Genomic DNA, 16,236 nt, shown 5'->3' on the forward strand with positions numbered 1-16,236 from the left:
CCGGCCCCCTCAGGGGCCGGCGCCGTTCGCGTGTGCGGCGGGTTGTGCAGACCGCGCGGCTCAGGCCGAGGTGACCACCAGCGCGATGTCGTGGCCGCCGAAGCCGAAGGCGTTGTTCAGCACGGCGATGTCGCCGTCGGGCAGCGCGGCCGGGGCGTTCTGCGCGATCTGCATCGGGGTGTCGGGGTCGAGGTTCTCGATGTTGATCGTCGGCGGGGCGATGCGGTGGTGCGCGGCGAGGACCGAGAACACGGTCTCCAGTGCGCCGGCACCGCCGAGCAGGTGCCCGGTCATGGACTTGGTGGAGGTGACCACGATCTGGTCGGTGACCCCGTTCAGAGCGTCGGAGACCGCGCGCAGCTCGCCGATGTCGCCCAGCGGCGTGGAGGTGCCGTGGGCGTTGAGGTGCTTGATGTCCTCGGCGGCGACACCGGAGTCCTCGACCGCCTCGCGCACCGCGCTGGCCTGTCCGTCGGCCGACGGGGCCGAGATGTGGTGGGCATCGGACGCCATGCCGCGACCGGCGACATAGCCGTACACGCGGGCGCCTCGCGCCGCGGCGTGCTCCTCGCTCTCCAGCACCAGGATCGCCGCGCCCTCGCCGAGGACGAAGCCGTCGCGGTCCACGTCGTAGGGGCGGGACGCGTGCTCGGGATCGTCCACGCGCGTCGAGAGCGCGCGGATGTTCGCGAAGCCGGCGAGGGTCATCGGATGGATGGACGCCTCGGTGCCGCCGACGAGGACCACGTCGGCGCGGCCGTCGCGGATCATCGTGAGACCCAGTGCCACGGCCTCGGAGCCGGAGGCGCAGGCCGAGACGGGCGTGTGCGCGCCGGCGCGGGCGCCGAGCTCCATGGAGATGTTCGCGGCCGACGAGTTCGCCATGAGCATCGGCACGGTGAAGGGGTTGATGCGGCGGGCCCCGCGCTCGCGCACCACGTCCCACTGGTCCAGGGTGGTCCACAGGCCGCCGATGCCGGAGCCGACCACGACGCCGAGGCGATCGCCGTCGACCTCGGGGGTGCCCGCGTCGGCCCACGCCTCACGGGCGGCGACCATCGCGTACTGGCCCGAGGGGTCGAGCTTCTTGGCCTCGGGGCGGGTGAGGGAGTCGAGCGCGCCGGGGACGAGCTGGCAGGCGAAGTTCACGGAGAGGCCGTAGCGCTCGGACCAGTCGTTGTCCATGGTGCGGGCGCTGGAGGTGCCGGCCAGGGCGGCCTTCCAGGTGGAGGCGACGTCCCCGCCCAGCGGGTTGACGGTGCCGAGTCCGGTCACGGCGACGCGGGAGCGGGAAGCGGTCATGAAGATCTCCTGGGCAGGTCGAGGGGACGTCGGCACGCCGATGGGGCGAGGAAACGGCGACGCCCGGGACGCGGATCGTCCCGGGCGTCGGGCGGGGTCAGCTCTGGGCGCCCGCGATGAACTTGACGGCGTCGCCGACGGTGGCGAGGTTCTTGACCTCTTCGTCGGGGATGCGCACGTCGAACTTCTCCTCGGCGTTCACGACGATGGTCATCATGGAGATGGAGTCGATGTCGAGGTCGTCGGTGAAGGACTTCTCCAGCTTGACGTCCTCGGTGGCGACACCGGTCTCCTCGTTGACGATCTCGGCGAGGCCCTCGAGGATCTCGTTCTCGGTGTGTGCCATGGGTGCTCCTTAGGAATGATCGAAATGTGGGGCGGGGTAAGACTACCTGCGCGGGTGCGGGGAAGCCGGGAGGCCGGGTGATGTTACTCGTCGGTCGTGACAGGGGTGACAGCGCGGGTCACGGTGCGGTGATGGGTGACCGCACCCCGCAGCCGTGGCGCGGTGCCGCGGCGCCGCGGTGCAGCGGGGTGGATTCTCAGGGCAGGATCAGGACCTGGCCCGCGTAGGCGAGGCCGGCGCCGAAGCCGAACTGGACCAGCACGTCGCCGCTCTTGGCCTGGCCCTCTTCGAGCAGGCGATGCGTCGCCAGCGGGATGGAGGCGGCCGAGGTGTTGCCGGTCTCGGCGATGTCGCGGCCGATCACCACGTCCTCGGGCAGCTTCAGCTGCTTGGCGAGCTCGTCGATGATGCGCATGTTGGCCTGGTGAGGCACGAACACGTCGACGTCGTCGATGGTCAGTCCCGACTTGTCGAGCATCTCGCGGATCTTCTCGGCGGTGTGCCACACGGCCCAGCGGAACACGGTGCGGCCGTCCTGCTCGAGGGTGGGCCACTCCACCTTGCCGTCGCGGAAGTCGATCGACGAGCCGGTCATGCGGATGGTGTTCCAGTTGTCGCCGTCGCTGCCCCAGACCGTCGGCCCGATCTTCGGGGTGTCGCTCGGGCCGACGACCGCGCCGCCCGCGCCGTCGCCGAGCAGGAACGAGATCGAGCGGTCGGTGGGGGAGATGAAGTCGGAGAGCTTCTCCGCGCCGATGACCAGCACATGGCGGGCGGCCCCGGAGCGGATCAGCGAGTCTGCCTGGCCGATGCCGTAGGCGAAGCCGGCGCACGCGGCCGAGATGTCGTAGGCGATGACGTCCGGGCGGCCCAGCTCCCCGGCCAGCAGCGTCGCGAGCGACGGGGTGGGGTAGGGGAACGAGATCGTCGAGACGATGATCGCGTCAAGGGTCTCCAGGTCGATGCCGGAGCGCTCGATGGCCTCCTTCGCCGCGGTGAGCGAGAGGTCCTTGACGCCCACGTCCTCGCTCGCGCGGGTCCGGGTGATGATGCCGGTGCGCTGGCGGATCCACTCGTCCGAGGAGTTGATCGGCTCGATGATGTCGTCGTTGGGGACGACGAGGTCGCCGCGGGCCGCGCCATAGGCGAGGACCTGCGAGCCGGGGACGGTGGGCTGGGCGCTGAGGGTGACGGCCATGATCAGTTCTCCTGGTCCGAGGGGGTGGCCCCGGCGTGCTCGCGCACCAGCGCGCGGGCAGCCTCGAGGTCGTCGGGGGTGTTGAGGTTCGCCAACGCGATGCCCTTGAGCTCGCGCTTGGCCAGGCCCGTGAGGGTCCCGGCCGGGGCGACCTCGATGAGGGCGGTCACGCCGCGGTCGCGGAAGGTCGCCATGCACGCCTCCCAGTCCACCGGGGAGGCGACCTGGGTGACGATCGAGTCGAGGTACGCGGCACCGGAGGTGACGACCTCGCCGCCCGCGTTGGAGACCAGCGGCACGGAGGGGTCGGCGGGGGAGAGGCTCGGCGCGAAGCGGGCGAGCTCCTCGCGGGCGGAGGCCATGTACGGGGTGTGGAAGGCCCCGGCGACCTGCAGCGGGATCACGCGCGCCTTCGCGGGCGCGTCCTCGCCGAGGGCGGCGATCTTCTCGGCGGCGCCGGCGGCGACGACCTGCACGGCGGAGTTGATGTTGGCCGGGTGCAGGCCGTGCTCGGCGATCTTGGCGAGCACCTCCTCGCGGGTCCCGCCGACGACGGCGGCCATCGAGGTGGGCTCGGCCGCGGCGGCCTCGGCCATGGCGCGCGAGCGCACGGCGACCAGGCGCAGCGCGTCCTCGTTCGAGAGCACGCCCGTCAGCGCCGCGGCGGTGACCTCGCCGACGCTGTGCCCGGCGATCACGTCGGCCGCGGGCAGGCCGTCCTCGGCGCGCAGCTGCGCGGCGGCGAGGATCCCGGCGGCGACCAGCAGCGGCTGGGCGACGGCGGTGTCGCGGATCGTGTCCGCGTCGGACTCGGTGCCGTGGCGCAGCAGGTCGACGCCGGCGGCCTCGGAGAGGGAGGCGAGGGTCTGGTCGACGCCGTCGAGCTCACGCCACGGGGTCAGGAAGCCGGGCTTCTGCGCCCCTTGTCCGGGACAGACGATCGCGAGCACGGGTACCTCCAAGGGGGTCGAACGGGTGGGGAGAGGCGGGTGCCGCCCGCCGCAGGATAACGGTCGGGCCGGCCACCCCGTGGGGGATGGCCGGCCCGACCGGTGGATCAGGACTCGCCGCCGAAGGAGCCGGACTGGCCGGCATTCACGTTGGTGAGGTCGTACTTGTCGATGGCCTGACGGACCACGGACGGGTCGACCTTGCCCTGCTTGGCGAGCAGCTGGAGGGTCTTGACGACCATCGAGTGCGCGTCGATCTTCAGGTGGCGGCGGGCGGCGGGGCGGGTGTCCGAGAAGCCCCAGCCGTCGGCGCCGAGCACGCCGTAGTCGCCCGGGATCCACTGACGGATCATGTCGGGGACCGCGAAGTCGTAGTCGGAGGTCGCCACGAACGGACCCTCCACGCCTTCCAGGCGCTGGGAGATCCACGGGGTGCGCGGGTCCTCGGGGTTCAGGAGGTTGTGCTTCTCCGCCTCCAGGGCGTCCTTGCGCATCTCCGTCCACGAGGTCACCGACCACACGCTCGCGCGCACGCCCCAGTCCTCGGCGAGGATCTCGCGGGCGTGCTTGGCCCACGGGACGCCCACGCCGGAGGCGAGCAGCTGCGCGACGGGGCCGTCGCCCTCGGGCGCGCCCTCGAGCTGGTACATGCCCTTGATCAGGCCCTCGACGTCCAGGTCCTCCGGCTCGGCCGGATGCACGATCGGCTCGTTGTAAACGGTGAGGTAGTAGAAGACCTCCTGGAGGCGGTCGTCCTCGCCGTACATGCGCTGGAGGCCGTCACGGATGATGTGCCCGATCTCGTACCCGTAGGCCGGGTCGTAGATGACGGTGCCGGGGTTGGTGGCCGCGATGATCGGCGAGTGGCCGTCCATGTGCTGCAGGCCCTCACCGGCGAGGGTGGTCTTTCCGGCGGTCGCGCCGATGACGAAGCCCTTGGCCATCTGGTCGCCGGCGGCCCAGAAGAAGTCGCCGGTGCGCTGGAACCCGAACATCGAGTAGAAGATGTAGAACGGGATCATCGGGTAGTCGTGCGTGGCGTACGAGGTGCCCGCCGCGGTGAACGCCGAAGTGGACGAGATCTCGTTGATGCCCATGTGCTTGATCTGGCCGGAGGTGGACTCCTTGTAGGCCAGCAGCAGGTCGCGGTCCACCGAGAGGTAGTTCTGACCGTCGGGGTTGTAGATCTTCGCGGTCGGGAACAGCGAGTCCATGCCGAAGGTGCGGGCCTCGTCGGGCACGATCGGGACCCAGCGCTTGCCGGACTCCTTGTCGCGCATGAGGTCCTTCAGCAGGCGCACGAGCGCCATGGTGGTGGCGATCTCCTGCTTGCCGGAGCCGCGGCGCGCGACCTCGTAGGCCTTGTCGCCGGGCAGCTCGATCGGCTTGTGCTCGGTGCGGCGCGAGGGGACCGGGCCGCCCAGATCGCTGCGACGCTGCTTGAGGTACTTCATGACCGGCGCGTCGGCGTCGGGCAGGTAGAACGGGGCGTCGTAGACGCTGCCGGCCTCGAGCTGCTCGTCGCTGACCGGGATGCGCAGGGTGTCGCGCAGGGCCTTGAGGTCCTCGAGGGTGAACTTCTTCATCTGGTGGGTCGCGTTGCGGCCCGCGAAGTTCTTGCCCAGGCGGTAGCCCTTGATGGTGTGGGCGAGGATGACGGTCGGCTTGCCGTTCTTCAGGGTCATGGCCTGCTGGAAGGCGGCGTAGATCTTCTTGGCGTCGTGACCGCCGCGGTTGAGCTTCCACCAGATGTCATCGTCCGAGAGGTCCTCGACCAGGGCCTTGGTGCGCGGGTCGCGGCCGAAGAAGTTGTCGCGGATGAACCCGCCGGACTCGGCGCGGTAGGTCTGGAAGTCGCCGTCCGGGGTGCCGTTCATCAGGTCGATGAGCGCGCCGTCGGTGGAGTTCTCCAGCAGCGGGTCCCAGCCGGAGCCCCAGATCACCTTGATGACGTTCCAGCCGGCGCCGCGGAACTGGCTCTCCAGCTCCTGGATGATCTTGCCGTTGCCGCGGACGGGGCCGTCCAGGCGCTGCAGGTTGCAGTTGACGACGAAGGTGAGGTTGTCCAGGTGCTCCTTCGCGGCGATGTGCAGCGCGCCGCGGGACTCGACCTCGTCCATCTCGCCGTCGCCCAGGAACGCCCAGGTGTGCTGCTCGGAGGTGTCCTTCAGGCCGCGGTTCTGCAGGTAGCGGTCGAAGGACGCCTGCTCGATCGCGTTGACCGGGCCGATGCCCATGGAGACGGTGGGGAACTCCCAGAAGTTCTTCATGGCCCGCGGGTGCGGGTAGGAGGGCATGCCGTGCTCGGAGGAGACCTCCTGGCGGAAGCCGTCGAGGTCCTGCTCGGTGAGGCGGCCCATCATGTAGGCGCGGGCGTAGATGCCGGGGGAGGCGTGGCCCTGGAAGAACACGTGGTCGCCGCCGCCGGGGTGGTTGCGGCCGCGGAAGAAGTGGTTGAAGCCGACCTCGTACATCGTCGCGATCGACGCGTAGCTGGAGAGGTGGCCGCCGACGGACACGCCGGGGCGCTGGGCGCGATGGACGACCATCGCCGCGTTCCAGCGGTTGATGTTGCGCAGCTCCTTCTCGAGCTCCGCGTCACCGGGGTACTCGGGCTGCTCGTCCACCGGGATGGTGTTGATGTAGTCCGTGGTCAGCGAGTCCGGCAGGTGCAGGTCCTCGTCGCGGGCGTGCTGGATGAGGCTCTGGACGACCTCGGAGGCGCGCTCCTTGCCGCGGTGCTCGACGAGACCGTCGAACGACTCCAGCCACTCCCGGGTCTCCTCCGGATCGGGGTCCTGGGCATGGCTCGGCAGGTTGATGCCGATGGGACGAGGGGTCTCGTGCGAAGTCACACTGTCCTTCTCTCTACCGGAGGCGAATGGACCGGCCCAGGAGCGGAGGAGCACCCATGGGCGCACACGGCACCACGGGGCTCGGCTCCTGCGGCCTCGGTTCCGACCAGCGTACCGTCGCCGAGCCCGTGGAGGACCTCCACACGACCTTCACAGCGTGAGACGACCGCCACCTCGGGCCGGGCCGTGCCTGCGCGCCGCACGGCACGGGTCCTGCCCGGCCCGGGTCCGGCCCGGTCCGCGAGCAGCGCGCATGCACCGGGGTGTCCCGTGGCATAGAATCGGCGCGCGCAGCACCTGCGAACAGGGCCCTGCGGGGTTCCGAGCCGTCGCTGCACATGTACTGAACCCGCTCGTGAGGAGTCCTTTCTTGTCACCGTCGTCCGATGCCCCTTCGTCCAGCGCCCTTGCCGAGGCGATGAACCTCAGCTCGGGACAGATCGTGCAGGAGTTCGGCTACGACGACGACGTCGATCTCGACCTTCGCGATGCGATCGAGGACCTCATCGGCGGTGAGCTGGAGGACGAGGACACCCAGGAGATCGTCGACGCCGTCGTGCTGTGGTGGCGCGAGGGCGACGGTGACCTCACCGATGCCCTGGTCGACACCCTGAGCAACATCGAGTCCGGCGCGCCCGTGTGGGTTCTCACCCCCAAGGCAGGACGCGACGGTCACGTCATGCCCGCCGAGGTGCAGGAGAGCGCTGGCATCGCGGGTCTGCGCGTCATGAGCTCGGTGAGCCTGGCGCCGGACTGGACCGGGACCCGCCTCGCCAGCCGCACCAACTGACCCCTCACCCGTCGCCCCTTCCCGGGGGCGGCGCGGGCGAGTGATCGCCGCCGGGGCGCGCCCCGGTCCGGGTCGTTAGCTCAGCTGGTCAGAGCGTCTGGTTTACACCCAGAAGGTCGGGGGTTCGAGCCCCTCACGACCCACCCGCACGCGAGCCCCTCGTCCGCACTCCGGTGCGGGCGAGGGGCTCTCTCGTGGTGCGGCGCGGTGGTCCTGCGGCGCTCGGCCCGCGGGCCCTGCGGCCGACGGGCTCTGCGGCCGACGGGCTCTCAGCGGGTGGCGACGTACGCGAGCACCAGCAGCACGGGGATCGCGACGATCAGGCAGCCCCAGGTGATCGCGGTCTTGCGGTCCTGCGCCTGCTGCTCGGGGGTGCGCTCGGCGGGCTCGGGGCGGCCCTCGCGCTCCCAGCGCTCGCGCTCCTCGCGCCGGCGCACGAGCATCCGCCCGATCATGACGATGACGGAGACGAGGATGGCCACGAAGAGTGCGGCGAGGATCAGAGTGTCGATGACGGCACCTCCTGAGCGCGGGGGACGGAGCGTGGACAGGGTCTCACGACGAGCATCTCGACGCTGAGGAATGTCGGGACGGGTGGGGGACCGCTGGAAGGGCAGGGGGCCGAACCTGCTCGAGTGCGTCCGGGACCTGGACCCCGCCCTCGCCGGGGTGTGTACTGGAGGAGCGGTCCGCTGCGCACTGCGCGGAGCACAGCGCCCAGGAGAGGGCCGACGATGAGCACGCACGGTTCAGAGCACCCCCGCACCATCGTAATGACCGGCGGCACGGACGGCTTCGGCGCCGTCGCCGCCGCCCGCCTGGCCGTCCGCCCGCGGGTCCGGCTGCTCCGGGGCACGCGCCGCCCAGGATCCGGAGCCTAGGACCGGGCCACCGCGACGGCACGGCTCGACCTCGCCTCCCTGGACTCGGTGCGCGTCTTCGCGGCGCAGGCGCTGGAGTTCCTCGGGGGCGCACGGTTGGACGCGCTGGTGCTGAACGCCGGGATCATCCGCCCCGATGCGCAGGGGCGGTCGGCCGACGGTTTCGAGACGACCTTCGCCGTCAACCACCTCGCCCACTTCCTGCTCCTGCGACTGCTGCAGCCCTCCCTCGCCCCGGGCGGGGTCGTCGTCCTGACCTCCAGCGGCACCCATGACCCCGCGCTCGGCGCGGAGCTCGTCCCGCCCCGGCACGCCGAGGCCGCGCTGCTCGCGCACCCCGAGTTCGACCCGGGGCTCGAGCGGCGTCCCCACCGGGCCGGGCAGCAGGCCTACACCGCCTCGAAGCTGTGCGCGGTCCTCACCGTGCGCGCCCTCGCGCTCGGGGCGGGCTCGCCTGCCCCGTCGGAGGAGCTGCGCGCCCTCGCCTTCGACCCCGGGCAGGTATTCGGCACGGGCCTCGCCGGTGCGCTGCCGCTGCCGCGACGGATCGCCTGGGCGCTCATGGGGACCGGGGTGCTCGGCGAGCTCCTGCGCAGGATCGGACCGTCGACGATGAACTCCCGGGAGGACGCCGGGCGGGTGCTCGCCGGTCTCGCGCTCGGTGCTCGTCCACCCGGTCGCCCGCCCGACGGTGGCGGCGACCGCTCCTATGTCGCGCTGCGTCGGGGGAGGGCCGCGTGGGCGGCGCCCTCCGTCCTCGCCCGGGACGACGAGGCCGCGCTGAGGCTGTGGCGCGACAGCGACCGGCTCGTCGGCACATCGCCGACAGCACTCTGAGCCGCCGCGGCACTGCGCCGACCCCGCCGTGCCCTGGGTCTCACCCCCGGCGCTGCCGGACCGGGGCGTTCCTATACTGGCCGGACCGCCATCGATCCCAGGAGGCCCCCGCAGGTGAGCGCAGCGACCAGACCGTTCGACGTCGAAGCGATCCGGGCGGACTTCCCGATCCTCACCCGCATGCTGGATCCGGACACCCCGATGATCTACCTCGACGGCGGTGCCACCTCGCAGCGGCCCCGCCAGGTCATCGACGCCGAGGTCGCCTACCTGATGCGCGACCACGCGGCCGTGAAGCGCGGCGCCCACCGCATGGCCGGCGCCGCGACCGACGCCTACGAGTCCTCCCGCGAGCGCGTCGCCGCCTTCCTCGGCGCCCCCTCGCCGGACGAGCTCGTGTTCACCAAGAACGCCACCGAGGCGCTGAACCTCGTGGCCTACTCCCTCGGCAACGGGGACGAGTCGACCCCCGAGCACCTGCGGGTGCGCGAGGGAGACGAGATCCTCGTGACCGAGATGGAGCACCACGCGAACCTGGTGCCGTGGCAGGAGCTCGCCCGCCGCACCGGCGCGACGCTGCGCTGGATCCCCGTCGCGGACGACTTCACCCTGGACCTCACGGACCTGTACTCGCTGCTCACCGAGCGCACGAAAGTCCTTGCCGTCACCCACCAGTCCAACGTGCTGGGCACGATCAACCCCGTCGGCCGCCTGATCGAGGCCGCCCGCGCCGTCGGCGCGCTGACCGTGATCGACGCCGCCCAGTCCGCCCCGCACATGCCCTTCGACCTCGCCGCCCTCGGCGCCGACTTCGTGGCCCTGTCCGGGCACAAGATGCTCGGCCCCACCGGCATCGGTGTGCTCTGGGGCCGCTACGAGCTGCTCGCGCAGCTGCCGCCCTTCCTCACCGGCGGTTCGATGATCGAGACCGTCCACATGGAGCGCTCGACCTACGCCGAGCCGCCCGCCCGCTTCGAGGCCGGCACCCCGCCGATCTCCCAGGCCGTCGGCCTCGCCGCCGCCTGCGACTACCTCGACGCGCTCGGGATGGAGCACATCGCCGCGCACGAGCGCGCGCTCACCCAGCGCGCCGTCGCGGGCCTCGCCGCGATCGACGGGGTGCGGATCATCGGCCCGGCCCTGTCCCCGGAGCGCACCGGCGCAGTCGCCTTCGACGTCGCCGGGCGTCACCCGCACGACGTCGGCCAGGTGCTGGACTCCTACGGCATCGAGGTGCGGGTGGGCCACCACTGCGCCTGGCCGCTTCACCGCCGCTTCGGCCTGCACGGCACCACCCGTGCGAGCTTCTCCCCCCACACCACCGCCGCCGAGGTCGACGCCCTCGTCGACGGCGTCGCCCGCACCCTCGAGTTCTTCGGATCCCTCTCATGAGCAGCCATCTCTCCGCCCTGTACACCGAGCTCGTCATCGAGCACGACAAGCGCCCCCTGCACGCCGGGCTGCGCGAGCCGTTCGAGGCCGAGGTCCACCACGTCAACCCCACCTGCGGTGACGAGATCACCCTGCGCCTGCACCTGTCCGAGGACGGGGCCGAGCGCATCGAGGACGTCTCCTACGACGCCGAGGGCTGCGCCATGAGCCGCGCCTCCGCCTCGATCATGGCGGACCTGCTGATCGGGAGGACCGTCGAGGACGTCGAGCCGACGCGCGCCCACTTCGAGGAGGCCATGAAGTCCCGCGGCCGCGTCGAGGGGGACGAGGACCTGATCGGCGACGGCATGGCGCTACTGGGCGCGGCGAAGTTCCCCGCCCGTGTGAAGTGCGTGCTCATGCCATGGAAGGCCTACCAGGCCGCGCTCGTCGAGACCCGGGCCCTGCGCGGATGAGCACGCGCACCCTCGGCGACCTGATCGGCGTGCTCGAGGCCGCCTATCCGCTCTCCTGGGCGGAGGACTGGGACCGGGCCGGACTCGTGCTCGGCGAGCGCTCAGCAGAGGCACGGAGGGTGCTGCTCGCCGTCGACCCCACCGTCGCCGTCGCCCGCGAGGCGATCGAGGGCGGCGCGGACCTGCTGGTCACCCACCACCCCCTGCTGCTGCGCGGGGCGAGCTTCCTGCCGGCCGACGAGGGCAAGGGCGCGGTCGTCACCTCGCTGCTGCGCGCCGGGGTGGGCCTGTGGTGCGGGCACACCAACGTGGACCGCTCCACCCTCGGCACCGTCGGCGCATGGATCCGCGCCCTGCAGCTCGCCGATCCCCGCCCGCTGCTGCCCGGGGACGAGGGGGAAGAGGCCGCGCACGGCTCGCGCCGCTTCGGCCTCGGCGCCGTCGGCGAGCTGCCGGAGCCCACCACCGTCGGCGCCCTCACCGCCCGCATCGCGGGCCTCGTGCCCGCGACCGCCCGCGGCATCCTCCACACCGGCGCTCCCGAGCGCGAGGTGCGCACCATCGCCGTCTGCCCCGGGGCGGGGGACTCGTTCCTGGAGGCCGCGACCGGCTCCGGCGCGGACGTCTACATCACCTCGGACCTGCGCCACCACCCGGCGCTCGAGCACATCGAGGCCGCCGCCGATCCCGCCGCGGTGCCGGCGCTGATCGACGTGCCGCACGCGGCGAGCGAGGCGCTGTGGCTGCCGCTCGGCGCGGAGCTGCTGCGCGGCGCCCTGCCCGGCCTCGAGGTGATCGTGAGCGACCAGGTCACCGACCCGTGGGGCGGCCGCGCGGAGTGAGTCGCCGGCGCGCCGGTTGAGCCGAGCGCTCGTCCGGACGCGTCAGTCCGGACGGGTCAGCCGACCCGGTCGACGACCACCAGCCGGTCACCGTCCAGCTCGACGCCGAGCGTCGACGCGCCGCGCCCGGCGATCCCCGAGAGCCCCTCGGCGACCACCTCCGCCAGCTCCTCGGCCGACGTCGGCGTCCCTTCGGCGGCCAGCAGCACGCGCGTGACGAGGCCCCGGTAGCGCTTCGCGTCGTGGGAGATGACCTTGCGGACCCCGCCGGCCTCCTGCACCGGCGCCACCTCGAGCACCCGCACCCCCTCGCCGCTGCGCATCGCCATCATCGAGCGGTATGAGCCGGAGCGGCAGTCGACGACGAGCGGCGAGGGGCCCTCCGCGAGCTCCGCCCGCAGCTGCGCGGCGATCGGGCGCAGCCGCGGCGTCCACCAGGACCCGGCTTTGCCGAGCCGGGAGAGCTGCGAGGAGGCGGAGAGTCGGTAGGCGGGGATCCGGTCGCGCGCGGCGTCCACGAGGCCGAGCAGCGCGGACTGCACCAGCACCCGGCGGCCTGCGGGGATCCCGCCTCCGGGCTCGAGCTGGTCGTAGAGCACTCCCGAGTACACGGCCAGCGGCGCCGTGGCGGGCTCCTGCTCGAGGTGCAGCATCCGCCCCACCAGCTCCGGGGAGGAGGCCGGGACGCCCAGGTGCCTGGCGGCGTCGGCCCCGGCGGCGGTGCGGTGCGCGGCCCGCAGCACGGTCTCCCGCGCCTCGCGCAGCTCCGGCAGTGCCAGCTCGCCGAGGTCGAGGGGCCTGTGACCCACCTCCGCAGGGCGGGTCTTCGTCTCCGAGGGCGGCAGCAGGATCAGCATCCGATCATTCTCCGAGGTCGTCGGGTATCGCAGGGGCAGGACCGGGCGCGCGACCCGGGAGAGGTTCGGCACGTCCGCGCCCCCGTCGGCCGCCCCGCGAGGGCGACGCGCAGGCGGGCGCGTAGACTTCCGGGCGGACCAGTCGGCCGGGCAGCCGCGTCCCCGGGCCTCGCGCCTCGGGGCCGAGGAAAGTCCGGGCTCCATCCGGCACGGTGGTGGGTAACGCCCACCCGGAGTGATCCGCGGGACAGTGCCACAGAGAGCAGACCGCCGCCGCGCCAACGGGCGGGGCGGTAAGGGTGAAAGGGTGGTGTAAGAGACCACCGCGGCCTCGGTGACGAGGTCGGCACGGTAAACCCCACCGGGAGCAAGGTCAGACAGGGAACGTTCGAGGGCGCCGGCCCGAGTTCCCGGGTGGACCGCTGGAGGTCGTCGGCAACGGCGATCCGAGAGGGATGGCTGCCGATCACAGAACCCGGCTTACAGGCCGGCTGGTCCGCCCCGCGGGGCGACCCCGCACAGGGGCCGCGCCCGACGGGACGGCGCAGAAGCGCAGGTCAGGCCCGCTGTGAAGCCTGGGCCGTCACTTCCCGGCCTTGTGGGTGTCGTCGGTCTTCTTGCCCTTGCGCAGGGCCTTCTCCTCGCGATGGGCGAGCACCGCCGCGCCGATGATCCCGGCCTCGTTGCGCAGCTCCGCCGGCACGATCTCGGCCTTGAGGTCCAGCAGCGGCAGGTACTTCTCGTGCTTCTTGGAGACGCCGCCGCCGATGATGATGCGGGTGGGGGAGAAGAGCAGCTCGATGTGCTCGAAGTACTCCTGCAGACGGCCGGCCCAGGTCTCCCAGTCCAGCCCCTCCTTCTCACGGATCGAGGAGGCCATGTACTTCTCGGCGTCCTCGTACTTCCGCGCCTCCGCACTGTCGAGGAACACGTGGCCGAGCTCGGTGTTGGGGACCAGGCGGCCGTCGACGAAGGTCGCCGAGCCCACGCCCGTGCCGAGCGTGAACACCTGCACCACGCCGTGGCTCTTGCGGCCCGCGCCGAACTCCATCTCGGCGATGCCGGCGGCGTCCGCGTCGTTGACCACGAACACGTCGTGACCGGTGGCCTCGGTGAGGAGCTTGTCCACGTCGGTGCCGATCCAGGACTTGTCCACGTTCGCGGCGGAGTGGGCGACGCCGTCCTTGATGATCGCCGGGAAGGTCACGCCGATGGGCATGTCCTCGTCGAGGTCGAAGGAGTTCACCAGCTCGACCACGGTCTTGGCGACGGCCTCCGGGGTGGAGGGCTGCGGCGTCTCGATCCGCACGCGGTCGGCGGCGAGCTCGCCCTTGCCGAGGTGGACGGGGGCACCCTTGATGCCGCTGCCGCCGATGTCGATCCCGAAAGCCTTCTTGCTCATCGTCACTCCTGGTCGAAGGGGCGGGCGGAGGTCACGCCCGGCCGGTGTGCGCACCGTCCTCGGCGCGTTCGCGCGCCCACGATACCCGGCCCACGGGCCCTGCCGGTCAGACGACCGTGAGCAGCTCGGGACCCTCGGCGGTGATGAGCATGGTGTGCTCGAACTGCGCCGAGTAGGAGCCGTCGCGGGTGACGACCGTCCAGCCGTCCTCCCACTGGTCCCAGGCCTGGGAGCCCAGCGTCACCATCGGCTCGATCGTGAAGGTCATGTCCTCCTCGATCACGTCGTCGAACATGGGCGCCGAATCGTAGTGGGGGATGACCAGGCCGTTGTGGAAGCCCTCGGCGACGCCGTGGCCGGTGTAGTCGCGGACCGACTCCATGCCGTGGCGGCCCACGAACTTCTCGATCACGCGGCCGATCACGTTGACCTCGCGGCCGGGCCGGGCCACCTTGATGCCGCGCATCATCGCGTCGTACGCGACGTCGACGAGCTCCTGGACGCGCGGGTGCACATCGCCCACCAGGAAGGTCGCGTTGCAGTCGCCGTGCACGCCGTGGATGAACGCGGTGACGTCGACGTTGAGGATGTCCCCGGACTGCATCACGGTGGAGTCGGGGATGCCGTGGCAGATCACCTCGTTCAGGCTCGTGCAGCACGACTTCTCGAAGCCGAGGTAGCCGAGCGTGGAGGGGTAGGCGCCGTTCTCGAGAAGCACGTCGTGGACCGCGCGGTCGATGTCATCGGTGGTGGCGCCGGGGCGGGTCGCCTCGCCGGCGGCCTGCAGCGCGAGCGCCGCGATGCGGGAGGCCTCGCGCACCCGCGCGATCACGTCCGCGCTCTGCACGTACGGACCGCTGTCCGAGACGGCCTCGTCCTTGTCCACGTACTCCGGCCGCTCGATGCTCGCGGGCACCGTGCGGCGGGGGCTCAGCTCTCCGGGGACGAGTCGCGCGCGCCCCTCGGGGCGGATCCATTCCTGCTCTACAGTCATACCCACCAGTCTCTCACCGACCTGGGAAGGAGCCCGCTGTGAACGAGGGCACGCAGTACTACTACAACCTCACCACCGGCGCCGTGGAGGAGGGGCCCCAGTCGAGCATGTCCGACCTCATGGGCCCCTACGCCTCCCGCGAGGAGGCGCAGAAGGCGCTGGCGACCGCCGCCAAGCGCAACGAGAAGTGGGACCAGGACGACGCGTCCTGGGAGGGCGAGGCGGACTGACCCGCCGCTGCCGGACCCTGCTCCTGCCGGTCCGGGGTCGTCACTCGAAGGAGTGCTCCGGCCCCGGGTAGGCGCGCTCGGCCACCTCGGTGCGGTACTGCGCCGCCGCGCGCTCCAGCTCCCCGCGCAGGTCCGCGAAGGCCTTGACGAACTTCCCGTGGAAGCCGGACAGCCCCGCCATGTCCTGCCACACCAGCACCTGACCGTCGCAGTCCGGGCCGGCGCCGATCCCGATCGTCGGTACGGTGAGCGCCGCGGTGATCTCGCGGGCGACCGCGGCAGGCACGAGCTCGAGCACGATCGCGCTCACCCCCGCCTCCTGGATCGCCAGCGCGTCCTCGCGCAGCCTCTGCGCGGTCTCCTCGTCCCGGCCCTGCACCCGGTGACCGGACAGGGAGTTCACCGACTGCGGGGTGAAGCCCAGATGCCCGATCACGGGGATCCCGGCCTGCACGAGCGCCCGGATCTGGGGAACCATCTCGGTCCCGCCCTCGAGCTTCACGGCCTCGGCCCCCGCACGGATCAGGTCGATGCCGTGCAGGACCGCATCGCGGGGCCCGGTCTGGTAGGTGCCGAAGGCGAGGTCCGCGACGATCAGCGGCCGGGTGACGCTGCGCGCGACCGCGGCGGTGAAGGTGAGCATGTCCTGGTGGGTGGTGGCGGTGGTGCTCTCGTGCCCGAGCACCGTCGAGCCGACGGAGTCGCCCACCAGCAGCGTCTCGATCCCGGCCTCCTCGAAGACCTTCGCGGAGAACTGGTCGTACGCGGTGAGCATCGAGAAGGGACGTCCCTGCTCCTTCGCCAGCTGCAGATGGCGAAGACGGATCTTCGAGGGAACGGACGGGGAGGAAGTGCTCACGGGACGCTCCTGGGAGGGGACGGGGTACCGGCCCTCAAGCCTAGAC

Annotated in this window: 15 protein-coding genes, 1 tRNA gene, 1 other RNA gene and 1 pseudogene; 8 read left to right on the forward strand and 10 right to left on the reverse strand. The window is 71.8% G+C overall.

Features of this window, described 5'->3' with window-relative positions:
- Positions 1 to 60: 60 nt before the first annotated feature.
- From HNR70_RS05855 to aceE, 5 genes are all read right to left on the reverse strand, one after another.
- Positions 61 to 1,302: a beta-ketoacyl-[acyl-carrier-protein] synthase family protein gene (locus tag HNR70_RS05855; RefSeq protein WP_184324827.1), complete on the reverse strand. Its 1,242-nt coding sequence runs from the start codon at positions 1,300 to 1,302 to the stop codon at positions 61 to 63.
- A 97-nt stretch (positions 1,303 to 1,399) separates the two neighbouring features.
- Positions 1,400 to 1,648, reverse strand: a complete 249-nt coding sequence (locus HNR70_RS05860; protein ID WP_184324828.1) for an acyl carrier protein — start codon at positions 1,646 to 1,648, stop codon at positions 1,400 to 1,402.
- 196 nt (positions 1,649 to 1,844) lie between these two features.
- A complete protein-coding gene (locus HNR70_RS05865; protein WP_184324829.1) occupies positions 1,845 to 2,846 on the reverse strand; it encodes a beta-ketoacyl-ACP synthase III in 1,002 nt (333 codons plus the stop codon).
- 2 nt (positions 2,847 to 2,848) lie between these two features.
- The gene (locus tag HNR70_RS05870; RefSeq protein WP_184324830.1) at positions 2,849 to 3,796 is read right to left on the reverse strand and encodes an ACP S-malonyltransferase; all 948 of its coding nucleotides are present in this window, start codon (positions 3,794 to 3,796) and stop codon (positions 2,849 to 2,851) included.
- Positions 3,797 to 3,903: 107 nt separating this feature from the next.
- Positions 3,904 to 6,651 (reverse strand): pyruvate dehydrogenase (acetyl-transferring), homodimeric type, encoded by a 2,748-nt coding sequence (aceE, locus tag HNR70_RS05875; RefSeq protein WP_184324831.1) that lies wholly within the window; start codon positions 6,649 to 6,651, stop codon positions 3,904 to 3,906.
- Positions 6,652 to 7,021: 370 nt separating this feature from the next.
- Here aceE and HNR70_RS05880 point away from each other — a divergent pair, with 370 nt between their 5' ends.
- Positions 7,022 to 7,441, forward strand: coding sequence for a DUF3052 domain-containing protein (locus HNR70_RS05880; protein ID WP_246375162.1), 420 nt, complete (start codon positions 7,022 to 7,024; stop codon positions 7,439 to 7,441).
- A 69-nt stretch (positions 7,442 to 7,510) separates the two neighbouring features.
- Positions 7,511 to 7,584 (forward strand) — tRNA-Val (locus HNR70_RS05885).
- 126 nt (positions 7,585 to 7,710) lie between these two features.
- On the opposite strand, the gene HNR70_RS05890 is transcribed toward HNR70_RS05885, so the two are convergent.
- Positions 7,711 to 7,923 carry a hypothetical protein gene (locus HNR70_RS05890; RefSeq protein ID WP_312857577.1) on the reverse strand — a complete coding sequence of 71 codons (213 nt, stop codon included), beginning with the start codon at positions 7,921 to 7,923 and terminating at the stop codon, positions 7,711 to 7,713.
- Positions 7,924 to 8,346: 423 nt separating this feature from the next.
- Between HNR70_RS05890 and HNR70_RS05895 the strand changes: the two are divergent.
- The 4 genes and pseudogenes from HNR70_RS05895 to HNR70_RS05910 all read left to right on the forward strand — a co-directional run.
- A pseudogene (locus HNR70_RS05895) lies at positions 8,347 to 9,159 on the forward strand (SDR family NAD(P)-dependent oxidoreductase); the annotation flags it as partial.
- A 114-nt stretch (positions 9,160 to 9,273) separates the two neighbouring features.
- The gene (locus HNR70_RS05900; RefSeq protein ID WP_184324832.1) at positions 9,274 to 10,551 is read left to right on the forward strand and encodes an aminotransferase class V-fold PLP-dependent enzyme; all 1,278 of its coding nucleotides are present in this window, start codon (positions 9,274 to 9,276) and stop codon (positions 10,549 to 10,551) included.
- Positions 10,548 to 11,006 carry a Fe-S cluster assembly sulfur transfer protein SufU gene (gene sufU, locus HNR70_RS05905; protein ID WP_184324833.1) on the forward strand — a complete coding sequence of 153 codons (459 nt, stop codon included), beginning with the start codon at positions 10,548 to 10,550 and terminating at the stop codon, positions 11,004 to 11,006. Before HNR70_RS05900 ends, sufU begins: the two co-directional genes overlap by 4 nt.
- The gene (locus HNR70_RS05910) at positions 11,003 to 11,848 is read left to right on the forward strand and encodes a Nif3-like dinuclear metal center hexameric protein (RefSeq protein ID WP_184324834.1); all 846 of its coding nucleotides are present in this window, start codon (positions 11,003 to 11,005) and stop codon (positions 11,846 to 11,848) included. The genes sufU and HNR70_RS05910 overlap by 4 nt, the downstream gene beginning before the upstream one ends.
- Positions 11,849 to 11,904: 56 nt before the next feature.
- On the opposite strand, the gene HNR70_RS05915 is transcribed toward HNR70_RS05910, so the two are convergent.
- Positions 11,905 to 12,705: a YaaA family protein gene (locus HNR70_RS05915; RefSeq protein WP_184324835.1), complete on the reverse strand. Its 801-nt coding sequence runs from the start codon at positions 12,703 to 12,705 to the stop codon at positions 11,905 to 11,907.
- Positions 12,706 to 12,843: 138 nt separating this feature from the next.
- Between HNR70_RS05915 and rnpB the strand changes: the two genes are divergently transcribed.
- An RNA gene (gene rnpB / locus HNR70_RS05920) (RNase P RNA component class A) lies at positions 12,844 to 13,204 on the forward strand.
- Between the two features lie 84 nt (positions 13,205 to 13,288).
- Here rnpB and ppgK read toward each other — a convergent pair.
- On the reverse strand, positions 13,289 to 14,107 hold the full coding sequence (gene ppgK / locus HNR70_RS05925; protein ID WP_184324836.1) for a polyphosphate--glucose phosphotransferase: 819 nt from the start codon (positions 14,105 to 14,107) through the stop codon (positions 13,289 to 13,291).
- Positions 14,108 to 14,213: 106 nt separating this feature from the next.
- Positions 14,214 to 15,101, reverse strand: a complete 888-nt coding sequence (map, locus tag HNR70_RS05930) for a type I methionyl aminopeptidase (RefSeq protein ID WP_184324837.1) — start codon at positions 15,099 to 15,101, stop codon at positions 14,214 to 14,216.
- A 38-nt stretch (positions 15,102 to 15,139) separates the two neighbouring features.
- Here map and HNR70_RS05935 point away from each other — a divergent pair, with 38 nt between their 5' ends.
- Positions 15,140 to 15,331, forward strand: a complete 192-nt coding sequence (locus tag HNR70_RS05935; protein ID WP_184324838.1) for an SPOR domain-containing protein — start codon at positions 15,140 to 15,142, stop codon at positions 15,329 to 15,331.
- Between the two features lie 40 nt (positions 15,332 to 15,371).
- On the opposite strand, the gene panB is transcribed toward HNR70_RS05935, so the two are convergent.
- On the reverse strand, positions 15,372 to 16,190 hold the full coding sequence (panB, locus tag HNR70_RS05940) for a 3-methyl-2-oxobutanoate hydroxymethyltransferase (RefSeq protein ID WP_184324839.1): 819 nt from the start codon (positions 16,188 to 16,190) through the stop codon (positions 15,372 to 15,374).
- Positions 16,191 to 16,236: the final 46 nt, after the last annotated feature.

The organism is Brachybacterium aquaticum (assembly GCF_014204755.1).
In the GTDB taxonomy this organism is placed as follows: domain Bacteria; phylum Actinomycetota; class Actinomycetes; order Actinomycetales; family Dermabacteraceae; genus Brachybacterium; species Brachybacterium aquaticum.